Annotated in this window: 11 protein-coding genes; all 11 read left to right on the top strand. The window is 29.1% G+C overall.

Annotated features, from left to right (window positions below; genetic code table 11):
• The first annotated feature begins 44 nt into the window (after nucleotides 1-44).
• Nucleotides 45-1,238 (top strand): L-serine ammonia-lyase, encoded by a 1,194-nt coding sequence (locus CDIF1296T_RS16720; protein WP_003422058.1) that lies wholly within the window; start codon nucleotides 45-47, stop codon nucleotides 1,236-1,238.
• Nucleotides 1,239-1,443: 205 nt separating this feature from the next.
• Complete coding sequence (locus tag CDIF1296T_RS16715) at nucleotides 1,444-2,562, top strand: N-acetyldiaminopimelate deacetylase (protein ID WP_009898360.1); 1,119 nt, start codon at nucleotides 1,444-1,446, stop codon at nucleotides 2,560-2,562.
• A 130-nt stretch (nucleotides 2,563-2,692) separates the two neighbouring features.
• On the top strand, nucleotides 2,693-2,938 hold the full coding sequence (locus CDIF1296T_RS16710; protein WP_009891674.1) for a small, acid-soluble spore protein, alpha/beta type: 246 nt from the start codon (nucleotides 2,693-2,695) through the stop codon (nucleotides 2,936-2,938).
• Nucleotides 2,925-3,671, top strand: coding sequence for a class I SAM-dependent methyltransferase (locus tag CDIF1296T_RS16705; protein ID WP_009898357.1), 747 nt, complete (start codon nucleotides 2,925-2,927; stop codon nucleotides 3,669-3,671). The genes CDIF1296T_RS16710 and CDIF1296T_RS16705 overlap by 14 nt, the downstream gene beginning before the upstream one ends.
• A 282-nt stretch (nucleotides 3,672-3,953) precedes the next feature.
• On the top strand, nucleotides 3,954-4,829 hold the full coding sequence (gene hslO, locus CDIF1296T_RS16700) for an Hsp33 family molecular chaperone HslO (protein WP_003428049.1): 876 nt from the start codon (nucleotides 3,954-3,956) through the stop codon (nucleotides 4,827-4,829).
• 390 nt (nucleotides 4,830-5,219) lie between these two features.
• The gene (locus CDIF1296T_RS16695; RefSeq protein WP_009898355.1) at nucleotides 5,220-6,020 is read left to right on the top strand and encodes a PIG-L family deacetylase; all 801 of its coding nucleotides are present in this window, start codon (nucleotides 5,220-5,222) and stop codon (nucleotides 6,018-6,020) included.
• 526 nt (nucleotides 6,021-6,546) lie between these two features.
• Entirely contained in the window at nucleotides 6,547-8,787 is a 2,241-nt protein-coding gene (locus tag CDIF1296T_RS16690) for an ATP-binding cassette domain-containing protein (protein ID WP_009898354.1), read from the top strand.
• A 411-nt stretch (nucleotides 8,788-9,198) separates the two neighbouring features.
• On the top strand, nucleotides 9,199-10,734 hold the full coding sequence (locus CDIF1296T_RS16685) for an ABC transporter permease/substrate-binding protein (protein WP_009898350.1): 1,536 nt from the start codon (nucleotides 9,199-9,201) through the stop codon (nucleotides 10,732-10,734).
• A gap of 15 nt (nucleotides 10,735-10,749) precedes the next feature.
• Nucleotides 10,750-11,511, top strand: a complete 762-nt coding sequence (locus CDIF1296T_RS16680) for an ATP-binding cassette domain-containing protein (RefSeq protein ID WP_003438780.1) — start codon at nucleotides 10,750-10,752, stop codon at nucleotides 11,509-11,511.
• 337 nt (nucleotides 11,512-11,848) lie between these two features.
• On the top strand, nucleotides 11,849-12,718 hold the full coding sequence (locus CDIF1296T_RS16675; protein WP_003438778.1) for an AraC family transcriptional regulator: 870 nt from the start codon (nucleotides 11,849-11,851) through the stop codon (nucleotides 12,716-12,718).
• A gap of 328 nt (nucleotides 12,719-13,046) precedes the next feature.
• On the top strand, nucleotides 13,047-13,298 hold the full coding sequence (locus CDIF1296T_RS16670; RefSeq protein ID WP_003438776.1) for a DUF3781 domain-containing protein: 252 nt from the start codon (nucleotides 13,047-13,049) through the stop codon (nucleotides 13,296-13,298).
• Nucleotides 13,299-13,324 lie beyond the last annotated feature (26 nt).

Raw genomic sequence — 13,324 nt, 5'->3', positions numbered from 1 at the left:
AATCTAACAATAAGCAATAATACCGTAAATTTAGGAGGAATAATATGGATACTTTAAAGGAACTTTTTAAAATAGGAAGTGGACCTTCAAGTTCTCATACTATGGGACCACAAAGAGCAGCAGAGAGATTTAAGAATGAAAACCCAGATGCAGAAAGTTTTAGAGCAATATTATATGGTAGTTTGGCAGCTACAGGGAAAGGTCACTTAACTGACTATATAATTGAAAAAACTATAGCACCTAAAAAAGTCGAAATTGTTTGGGAAGAAGATATTATAAAAGATTTTCACCCAAATGGGATGAAGTTTGAAGCTTTAGATAAAGATAAAAATGTAACAGCTGAATGGACTGTATATTCTGTAGGTGGAGGGACTATAGCAGAAGAAGGTCAAAGAAACAGTAAAAGCAATAGTATATATCACTTAGATACTATGGATGAGATAGTAAAATGGTGCAAAGAAAATAATAAGACTTTGGTAGATTTTGTGTTGGAATGTGAACCAAAAGACATAAAAGATTATATAAAAACTATAAAAGATGCTATGAGAAAATCTATTGATGATGGACTAAGTACAGATGAAATAATACCAGGCAAGTTATTATTAAAAAGAAGAGCAAGTACATTTTATAATGCATATAAAAAAGATAAGAGCTTCTCAACACTTGTATATGCATATGCACTAGCAGCTTCAGAGCAAAACGCTTCTGGTAATATAATAGTTACAGCACCAACTTGTGGTTCTGCTGGAGTAATACCAGGAATATTCTTTGCAATGCAGGATTTCTATAATTATGATGACGAAAAAATAATTGAAGCACTACTTGTAGCTGGAATAATAGGTAATATAATAAAAACTAACGCTTCAATATCTGGAGCAGAGGTAGGGTGTCAAGGTGAAGTTGGAGCCGCTTGTTCTATGGCAGCAGCAGCAGTAGCATACTTAAAAGGTGGAACTATAGACCATATTGAATATGCGGCAGAAATAGCACTTGAACATCATTTAGGAATGACTTGTGACCCTGTATATGGATATGTTCAAATTCCATGTATAGAAAGAAATGCAATGGCAGCTCAAAGAGCTTATGATGCAGCTAATTATGCATTACTAACTGATGGCTCACATTCTGTCTCCTTAGACCAAGTTGTTGAAACAATGAAAGAAACTGGTATAGATATGATGGATAAGTACAAAGAAACAGCTAAGGGTGGACTTGCTAAACATTTCTTCTCTTGCTAAAAATAAAATTTTCCAATAATAATTCCTCTGTTTTGATTTATGAAACAGGGGAATTATTATTAATGGTGAATTATTTAATAATGCAAAATATTTTTATATTCAATTTAGCTTTTTATTTTTAATTAGTATAACATGCTATATAATATTTTAATTATAAAGAAATATAGAAATATTTTTTAATAAATTAGAAATTGGAGGAGATTACATGAGAGAGGCATCATATTTACAAGAACAACTTTATAAACATAGGAAGTCATTAAATCCTATTGCAGAGATTGGGAGAAAAGAGTATAAGACTTCAAAATATATAAGAGATTATCTTGATAAATTAGGAATTGAGTATGAAGTTTATTTAGAAACAGGTATAGTAGGTGTAATAGAAGGTAAAAGACCTAAAAAAGATATTGCTTTTAGAGCTGACATAGATGGTCTTCATAGTGAAGAAGGGGTAAAACATTTATGTGGTCATGATGGACATGCTACTATATTACTTGGATTAATTGAGTATTTAAATGATAATAAAGAAGACTTAAATGATAATATAGTATTTATATTCCAACCAGCAGAAGAAGGTCCTGGGGGAGCAAAAGCTTTAATAGATGAAGGAGTGCTTAGAAAATACAATATTGATGAAATATATGGGCTTCATATATATCCAGAGTTACCAGAAGGTTATGTAGGTACAAGAGAGGGCTATTTTATGGCTCAAATAGGAGATATTGACATAGAAATAGTGTCTAAAAGTGGACATGGGGCTATGCCACAAAATGGTATTGATGGTATAGTGATAGCTTCAAACTTTGTAAGCTCACTTCAAACTATAGTGTCTAGAAATATAAGCCCAATAGACAATGCAGTGTTGACTATTGGTAGAATTGAAGGGGGAGCTAGAAGAAATATAATAGCTGAAAATATAAAGATGGAAGGTACTATGAGATGTTTCAGCCCAGAAGTGTATGAGAAAATGAAGCTTAGAGTTAGAGAACTTGCTAGAGGGTTTGAATTGGCTTATAACTGTAAGGTTAATATAAATATTATAGATGATTATATTGCTGTTAAAAATGACAAGGATTTGTATCAAGAGTTTGTAGAGGCTATTGGAAGTGATACTGTTGTAGAGTTAGAGCCACTTATGATATCAGAAGATTTTTCTTATTATCAAAAAGAAGTTCCAGGATTATTTTTTATGTTGGGTTCAAGAAACGAAGAAAAAGGATTTGTAAATGGTCTTCATAATATAAACTTTAATTTTGATGAAAAGATATGTGTAAATGCATTGAATGTTTATTTAAAATTATTAAAATACAAAGAAGCAATAGATTAGGAAAATAAATTATAAAGATTAAAAAGCATAAATACCTAAATTTAAAAAAAGTGTATTAATAAATACCCCTTACATATTTGTATAAATTTATTTTAATTGACAAAAATACAAATAAGAAGGGGTGATTTTTTTGAAAGAAAAAGTACAAAGAGAAAAGAAGATAACTAATGGCAAGAATACTAAAATATTGACAAATGATGATATAATGAAATATGAGATAGCCTCAGAACTAGGTCTTATGGATAAAGTTGGTGAACGTGGATGGGCAGGACTTACAGCTAAGGAAGCAGGAAGAATTGGAGGTATGCTTACATCACGCAAAAAGAGGCTTAAAAAGATTGTGGAGGAGCAGAATAAAAAGGATGAGTCAATATAGTGATTTTGCGTTTGTATATGATGAACTTATGAATGAAGTTGATTATAATGGTTGGGTTAAATATATAGAAGATATAATAGATAGTGAAGGTGTAAAAGTAAAAAATATATTGGAATTGGCATGTGGTACGGGTAATCTTACAATTCCATTGGCTAAAAAAAATTACGATATAGCTGGTATAGATATATCTGATGAGATGCTTAGTGTAGCAAGAGAAAAGGCAGAAAAAGAAGGAGTAGAATTAGTTTTACTTCAACAAGATATATCAGAGCTTGATTTTGAAATATCTGATTTGGACTGTGTACTTTGTGCTTGTGATGGATTTAATTATATAACTTATGATGATGATTTGGAAAATGTATTTTCAAAGACATATGAATTATTAAAGAAAGATGGAATATTCATATTTGATATAAGTTCTTTTTATAAATTAGCCAACATATTGGGAAATAACATGTATGGAGAAAATAGAGAAGATATAGCGTATATGTGGCAAAATTACTTTGATGAAGAAGAGAATCTAATTGAAATGGAACTTACATTCTTTATTAAAGATGAATGTGGAAAGTTTGAAAGATTTGAAGAGATACACCAACAAAGAGCATATACTGAAGATGAGATAGTTGATATGCTTGAAAAATCTGGATTTAAGGATATAAAATATTATGGGGATTTTACATTTGACAAACCTAGTGAAGAAAGTCAAAGAATCTTCTTTGTATGTAAAAAATAAGATATTCTTGACTATATAAGATAATTATTAAAAATAACCATGATATAAAAATATAGAAAATGCAGTTTTATAGATTAAAAGTAAAGTGATGATACTTTATGACTTTTATTTTTTAATAATTATAAAGTTCTATAGATAAAAATTAAAATATAGTAACTATTACTTAGTAAAATTAAAATAAAATGGGTTTTGCCCAAGGTTAAGATAGATAAGTATTTATAGATAAATTAAGGTAGTAATATAATAAAAATAAGACAATTAACGGGACATGGAGGAATATTAATGAGAGATTATGTACTAAGAGCGACATCAGGAAATGGTCAAGTTAGAGCATTTGTCGCAACTACTAGAAATACAGTAGAAGAAGCTAGAAGATTACATGAAACTACAAAAGTAGCAACAGCAGCACTTGGAAGAACATTAACAGCCACATCTATAATGGGATTAATGATGAAAAATGATAGTGATAAATTGACTGTAATAATAAAAGGTGGAGGTCCAATTGGAACTATTATCGCCACATCAGACTCTAAGGGAATGGTAAAAGGATATGTAGGAAATCCACAAGTAGAGGTTGAAGACTATCCAAATGGAAAGTTAAATGTAGCAGCAGCAGTAGGTACAGAAGGTGTTGTAAAAGTTATAAAAGACTTAGGTCTTAGAGAACCATATAATGGGACTTATCCATTGGTAAGTGGAGAAATTGCAGAAGACTTTACTTATTATTTTGCTGTATCAGAGCAGACTCCATCAGTAGTAGCTTTAGGTGTTCTTACAAAAGAAGATGAAGTAGAGTTTGCTGGAGGATTTATAGTTCAATTAATGCCAGATGCAGAAGAAGAGACTATTGCTAAGTTAGAGGAAAATGTAGCTAAATTACCTTCTATAACTAACATGTTAAAAGAAGGAAAATCACCAGAGGATATATTAAATATTGTTTTGGATGGTTTGGAACCTAAAATACTTGATACCTGTGAAGTTGGGTTTATGTGTGAATGTTCAAAAGAAAGAGTAAAAACTGCTTTGGTTGCAATTGGTAAAAAATCATTGGCTCAAATAATAGAAGAAGATAAAAAAGCAGAAGTTGGTTGCCAGTTCTGTAATAAGAAGTATATGTATAGTGAAGAAGAGTTGCTTGAAATTTTAAAGGAAATGTAGACTATAAAAATAGTTGTATTGATATAAGTAATGTTATAGTAATATAGTAAAGTCGTATTGATATAGTAATTAAAGTATAATTTATTAATAATAGACATATTTATATTAAAAAATAAGTTTAATAAATTTTTAAGCTTAATAAATTTTAAGAATTAAGAAGCTTTCTGGCTGTAATGTTTGCAATGTTGCAGTTAGAAGGCTTTTTTATTTTATTATAGTTCGTGTCAAAGATTGTATGAAACAATAAAATATTGTAAAATAATTTGTATATTTAGACTTGATTTACACAAAGGTTTATAAGATATTTGAGTTGATTATACGAAATTCTATGAAGTAGTAACCCTGTGACTTTAATCATGGGAGGTTCAGAAGAAGGAGAAAATTTTAAATATGGAAAGTAAAACGAAGTACATAGGAATAAGTATATTAATATTATTGATGATATTTTTAATTGCAAAGAATTTTAACGGAAAACTTGAAATACCTATTCCTGAGAGTAATAGTAGAAAATTTAAATCAGCAGCAGTGTTTTATCCTCAACATCAAGATGATGAGGTTTTATGGGGAGGAAGTGCCATTGTAGATGCTATAAAACAGTGTGGTGTTGATAATGTATATGTGGTATTAGTATCAGATGGTTCTGGAGTTAACGTTTTCAAAGCTAACACAAAATTTAGAAATTTAACTAGGAAGCAAAAGGAAGAACTTAGAAATAACGAGTTTAAATCAGCTTTGAGAGAGCTTGGAGTGAAACCTCAAAATGTGATTATACTTGCAGATATAGATAAAAAGGAAGGCATACATTATGAATTAATGGAAAAGACTATATTGGATTTTGAACATAAGTTTAAAGGCAATGTGACCCATATAGCCCATCACTATAAGTATGATGACCATATAATGCATAGAAAGAATGGGGAAGTTTTAAAGAAACTTAAACGTGAAGGTAAGATAAAAGATGACTTGTATTTTGTTAAGCCAAAATATGTAAAGTATATACCAAGAAATGAAAGAGCTATCTATAAAGCAATGGATTTTGATGACTACAATAAGGTTAAGAGTGCTTGTTATGAATATAAGGTTGTAAATTCAAAGCGTAAAATGTATGGTATAGGATATATTTCGGCACATAGTTATTTTGAACATCTTCTAAATGACCCTGAACTTACGTCTGTATTAAGTGAAGATTAATTTCTTATAAGTAGTAAGTTATGTTTGATAAGTTGATTGGAATTTTCTATAGTTTTGAAGGTATTGGAAATTTAGTTTTATTTAAAGATTTAAAGATAGAGGTTTTTAGTGTTTAAAATTTTAAAGTTAAGTTGAGTAATTGTATAGAATTATTTGTGAAAGAAGAAACAGTGTAAAACATAGTATCTTATTTATGGTTTTAAAATCATAGGCAAGATACTTTTTTTATGTAACTAATACCATTTTGAGATTATTAACTTAAGAATTTTATATAATTTAACACTCATATATAATGATGATATTTAGGTAGAATAGATGCAATTACGCTTAAATAAAATAACTGTATTTTTTATAAAAATCAAACCCTACACTATACTACCAGATAAAATCTACATGCTATAATTTGACCTGTGTTTATAAAAAAAGGAGTAATCTAATAAAATAGTATTTCACTTATGTATAACTAACAACTATTATTACGATTTTCTCTAAATAATTTAAAGAAAAATAATGCAGGAGGTAAAATATGAACAATGAATTTATAATTTTAAAAGGTTGCAAAGAGAACAATTTGAACAATATTTCCTTAAAAATACCAAAAAGAAAAATAACCATATTCACAGGGGTGTCGGGTTCTGGAAAGTCATCTATTGTATTTGAGACAATTGCAAAAGAATCACAACGCCAACTAAATGAAAGGTTTAGTACATTTGTAAGAAGTTTTTTACCTAAGTATGGAGAGGTTAAAGCTGATTGTATAGAAAATTTGTCAACACCAATTATCATAGACCAAAGTAGACTTGGTGGAAATTCAAGGTCAACCCTAGGTACTATTACAGATGTAAATTCCTTTTTAAGAGCTTTATATTCAAGGTTTGGTAGTGAGTATATAGGTAATGCCAATATGTTTTCTTTTAATAATATTGATGGTATGTGCCCACACTGTCATGGGCTTGGAAAAAAGCTAGTTCCTAATATGAACCAAATTCTTGATATGAATAAATCATTAAATGAAGGTGCTATATTGCTTTCAGGGTTTGGAGTGGGTTCTTGGCATTGGAATATATTCGCTGAATCAGGATTTTTTGATATTAATAAGAGGATATGTGATTATTCAGAAGTAGAATTGGAAAAGTTTTTGCATGGTAAAGCAGAAAAGATTAAGATAGAAAATGCTGGTCAAACTAACATGACATATGAGGGACTAATGGTTAAATTTAATCGCCTATACTTAAGTAGAGAGGGAGAAATATCTGAAGCTACTAAGAAAAAATTGAGTAAACTTCTTATAGAAGATAGATGTCCTATATGTGATGGAAGAAGACTTAATGAAAGAGTATATAGGTCTTTAATTAATGGTTATAATATAGCAGATTTAACTAGTATGCAAATTGATGAATTGGCTGAAGTTATTAAAAGTATAGATGAGGCAGAAGCACAACCTTTAATTAAAGGAATAATAGAAAAGTTAAACAGTATCATAGATATAGGTCTTGGATATTTAACACTGGATAGAGAGACATCTTCTCTATCAGGAGGGGAATCTCAGCGTATAAAGATGGTTAAGTATTTAAATAGTAATCTTGTAGATTTAATGTATATTTTTGATGAACCAAGTGTAGGACTTCATCCAAAAGATGTGTATAAATTAAATAATCTTTTAAAAAAATTGCGTGATAAAGGGAATACAATTATAGTTGTTGAACATGACCCAGATGTTATTAAGATTGCAGACCATATTGTAGATGTAGGACCAAAGGCAGGTAAGTATGGTGGAGAAGTTGTGTATGAAGGCAGTTATGAAAATCTACTTACAAGTGGTACTTTGACAGGGAATGCTTTAAGTAAATTTCTTCCTATTAAAGAAAGTGTAAGAGAACATAGTGGATATTTAGAAGTTAAAAATTGTAATAAAAACAATTTAAAAAATGTATCGATTAAGATACCTAAAGGTGTATTGACTTTAGTTACTGGAGTAGCAGGAGCAGGTAAAAGTACGTTGATTAAGGATGAATTTTTAAAGCAAAATCCTAGTGCTGTACTTATAGACCAAAGCCCTGTTTCAGCAAATTCAAGGTCGAGTTTGGCAACATATAGTGGAATTATGAACAACATAAGAAGCATATTTTCAAAAACAAATGGCGTAAATGCTTCTTTATTCAGTTCAAATTCAGAAGGAGCTTGTGATAACTGTAAGGGTTCTGGAATAGTAGAAATGAATCTTGCTTTTATGGAGAGTATAAAGAGTACCTGCAATGTTTGTGAAGGTAAAAAATTTAAAAAAGAAGTTTTAGAATATAGGTTTCAAGGGAAGAATATAATTGAAGTTCTTGAAATGTCTGTTTTAGACGCAATTGAGTTTTTTAATTTAAAACAGATTAAAACGAAATTACAATGTATTGAAAAAATGGGTATTGGATACCTTACTTTAGGACAAACTCTTGATACTTTGTCTGGAGGAGAGTGTCAAAGATTAAAGCTTGCTAGTGAATTAAATAAGGAAAGTTCAGTGTATATATTAGATGAACCAACAACAGGTCTTCATATGGCTGATATTGAGAATTTTATAAGTATAATTGAAGAGATTGTAGATAATGGAAATACGGTCATAATAATTGAACACAATATAGATGTAATTAAAAGAGCTGATTGGATTATTGAGCTGGGACCTGAAGGAGGAACAAAAGGCGGGAGAGTAATATTTGAAGGTATTCCAAAACAATTATGTAACAATAAAATATCATTAACAGCAAAATATATAGTATAATAAATAAAATATAATAAAATTATAATGATATTTTAATAAATATAATGGGTATATAAAATGATAATTAAACTTAACAGTAATAAATAATGTGAGAAATATTCAAATTTAATTAAATAAAGTGTCAGAAATTTGTTTAAATTTTAGTATTTTAACGGTTCTGACCTTTTTTCTTATTTTTATGGAGAATATCGAGGATGGAGTCTCTAATAGTTACTTTTTTGTGTCTACTTGCAAGTTTGATTAAAAAATGGCTATACACACTTGTGACTTCAGTCATGGGAGGTTCCGATTATAATCTTAATATAATTTGTGAAATAATTTGATGACGATTTGCTGATGTATAAACAATAAAGATTAACTACATTAAAATTTAAATCTTGTTAAGTAAAACTTATAAAAGGAGAGAGATGGATGATAAATGATATTCTAACCTTATTATCTGAAAGAAGTGATTTTTTTATAAAGCTATCCATAGAACATTTGATGATTTCTATTATTTCTATAATAATTGCGATTGTTTTGGGTGGTATAATTGGTATTATTGTAAGTGAATTTCATAATTCTTCTAAACCTATATTGGGAACTATCAATTTTCTATACACCATTCCATCTATTTCTATGCTAGGATTTCTGATACCATTTTCCGGAATTGGAAATACTACTGCTGTTATTGCACTTACCATTTATGCATTATTGCCAATGGTTAGAAATACATATACTGGAATTACTAATGTGGATAAAAATATTCTTGAAGCAGCTAGGGGAATGGGAAGTACAGATTTTCAGATATTGTATAAAATAAAACTTCCGTTAGCCCTACCTGTTATTATGTCTGGTATTAGAAATATGGTGATTATGACAATTGCATTAGCTGGTATCGCTTCATTTATAGGTGCTGGAGGCCTAGGTGTAGCCATATATAGAGGAATCACGACAAATAACACAATAATGACAATTACTGGAAGTATACTTATTGCTCTATTAGCTTTAATATTTGATTTTATTTTAGGGCTGGTAGAAAAATTTTTTCAACGAAAAAGAAAAAAGAAAAATAGAAAAAAAGTTTTTGCCATTCTAGGAAGCCTTATTCTTATAGCAACTATCTTTACGTCTTATTTATTTAATCCTTCAAAGACTCAAACTATTCATATTGCTACTAAACCTATGACTGAACAATATATTCTTGGTGAGATGTTGGATATTTTAATTGAAAAAAACACAGGTCTAAACGTGGAAATTACACAAGGTGTAGGAGGGGGAACATCTAATATCCAGCCAGCTATGAAGAATGGAGAATTTGACATTTATCCAGAGTATACAGGTACAGGCTGGAATATGGTACTTAAGAAAAATGAATTATATACTGAAAGTATGTTTAGTAAACTACAGTCGGAATACAAAACTAAACTTAAAATGCAATGGACTGGTATGTATGGTTTTTCTAATAGCTATGCATTAGCAGTTAGAAAAGAAGTTGCAGATAAATACAATTTAAAAAATATAACGGACTTAAAAGATGTATCTTCTAAATTGACATTTGGAGCTGAATATGACTTTTATGAGAGAGAGGATGGATATACTCCATTGTGTAATACATATGGACTGAACTTTAAAGATACAGTTGATTTAGATATTGGATTAAAATACCAAGCTATCAATGAAGGTAAGATTGACGTAATGCCTATATTTACAACTGATGGTCAGTATAGTGTTTCAGATGTTGTAGTTCTAAAAGATGATAAAAATTTCTACCCATCTTATCAATGTGGAAATGTTGTTCGTTTGGAAGTATTAGAGGAAAATCCAGAACTATCAAAGGTATTTAAGATGGTTGGAGATATTTTGACTGATAAAGAAATGGCTAAAATGAATTATGACGTAGAAAACAACAATTTAGAACCTAGAGAAGTTGCTCGTGAGTTTCTGAATAAGAAAGGTCTTTTATAAATTGGAGGAAATATAATGACACCTATTATACAATTTAAAAATATTAAAAAACAATATAATGATAAAACTATAATAGATAATCTTAATTTAGATATAGAAAAAGGAGAGTTTTTGACTGTAATTGGTTCATCTGGTTCTGGTAAGACAACACTCTTAAAAATGATTAATGGTCTGATTTTGCCAGATGGAGGAAATATTTTGATAAACCAAACAGATATCAAAAACGAGGACTTAATTAAATTAAGAAGAAGAATAGGATATTGTGTACAGGGAAGTGTTCTTTTTCCTCATATGACTGTTGAAGAAAATATTTCATATGTACCAAATCTCCTAAGTAAAAAGAATAAATTAGAAGTAAAAAGTGCTGTAAACAAATGGATGGAAATAGTGGGATTGCCAAATGATATGAAAGTGCGTTACCCATCAGAATTGTCAGGTGGTCAGCAACAACGTGTAGGGATTGCAAGAGCTTTAGCTTCTTCTCCAGAAATTTTATTAATGGATGAACCTTTTGGTGCAGTTGATGAGATTACACGAAAGCAATTACAAAAAGAGATAAAAGAAATTCATAAAAAAACAGGAGTTACGATTATCTTTATTACGCATGATATTTATGAAGCTTTGATTTTGGGAACAAAGACTTTGGTATTAAATCATGGAGTTGTTCAACAGTATGATACTCCTGAGAATATTTTAAATACTCCTGCTAACCAATTTGTAGACCAGTTATTGAATATAAGAAAATCTATAATAGATGATGATAATTTAAAAGAATAAATTTAAATTTAAAATCAAATTGTTGTGATAAAAACTATTGATTTAGAGCTAACTTCAAGTTGTATACTTGAAGTGGAAAAGTTAGATTAAGGTATAGAAGGGAATTTAGCAGTTGGCTGTAGACAAGGTAACTGCTGAAGGTGATTTCAATAAATGGCTAGAACCTGTATCTGTTGAAGATTATAATAAATTGAAATAAGAAGCTCAATATACAGAGTAGATAGGCACTTCAAATAGAAGTGTCTTTTGTGTGCCATAAAATAAATCAAAATATTAGCAAAGAATGTGAAAAACAAAATAAAATAATATGCTATCTTTAAAATAGGAGGGGTGCTATATGGATAACAATTTGATTACCATTGAAAAAACTTTAGATTATATAGAAAAACATCTTTTAGATGAGATGTTAGATTTAAATGTAATTTCTAAAGAGATAGGCTATTCAAAATACCATTTACATAGAATGTTTACATCAGTTGTCGGATTTAGTGTACATAATTATATACAAAGACGTAGACTTACTGAAGCAGCGAGAATGCTAATTTTTACAGAAAAACCAATTATTGAGATTGCTTTAATCTCGGGGTATGACACACAACGCTCTTTTTCAAGAGGGTTTAAAAAAATGTTTAAACGTAGTCCTAATTTTTTTAGAAGACATCAAGATTTTTTACCACTACAATTAAAATTTGATATTCATAATAGAAAAAAATTACGTGGAGATATGGTTTTAGATGTTAAAAAAGTTAATTGTGCAGATATAAATATTGTTGGCTATTCTGGTAAAGTAAGAAAAGGATTTCATATTATTGGAAAATGTTGGAGGGATTTGCATAAAAATAAAGAGATGATAGAAAATAAGGTAGATTTAGGTTTTTTAATTGGAGTTAGTGATTATAGCAATTTTAAAGAGATTGAGAATACTCCTACATTTACATACATTGCAGGTGCTCAAGTAGCTACTTTTGGCAAATTACCTAATGGAATGGAAAAATTCGTATTACCGAAAAGTAATTATATTGTTTTTACTTTTATTGGGAAAAATGAGGATAGTATGCAAAATGTTGTAGAATATATCTATCAAGAATGGTTCCCTAATTCAAGTTGCCAGTTTAATGAAAATAATTTATATGACTTTGTAAAATATGGAGAAAAAACTGATGAGAATGGTTTGAGTGAAATTCAGTTTTGGGTTCCAATCATTTAAAAGAAGGTATTATGTATAAAGTAGATGGATTTATATAGGCAAAGTTTTACAGCAGTATGTATTTATAAATAATTTATAGTTTGTAGGAAAGAAATAATTTTACTATAAGATTATGATAAAATACACAATACTATGACAAAATAGTGTTAAATAATAGATTTAATTTTGCATAGGAAAAGTTCTATAATGGTGTGTATTCATAAATAATTTATAATCTGTAGGAAAGAAATAGTTTTACTATAAGATTATGATAAAATACACAATACTATGATAAAATAGTACTAAATAATAGATTTAATTTTGCAAAGGATAAGGTGTTTTAATAAAAATGAATGTAGAAAACGAATTACTTAAAAACCTAGATAGATTGCATACAACAGAGTTAGGCGTTGTAAGAATTAAGAAAAATCTTTCTTTGGAGACAAATGATGTAGTAAACTGGTGTAAAACTAAAATAGAATCTCCAAATGCCATTATTAATAGAAAGGGAAAAAACTGGTATATAAGTGTATATGATTGTATTATAACAGTAAACGCTCACAGTTATACAATTATTACAGCTCATAAAGAAAAGAAATGAATTGCAAAATACAAAGGTCAAAAGTA

The sequence above is a fragment of the Clostridioides difficile ATCC 9689 = DSM 1296 genome, assembly GCF_001077535.1.
Taxonomy (GTDB): Bacteria; Bacillota; Clostridia; order Peptostreptococcales; family Peptostreptococcaceae; genus Clostridioides; species Clostridioides difficile.
This window is presented reverse-complemented; position numbering and strand designations above follow the sequence as displayed.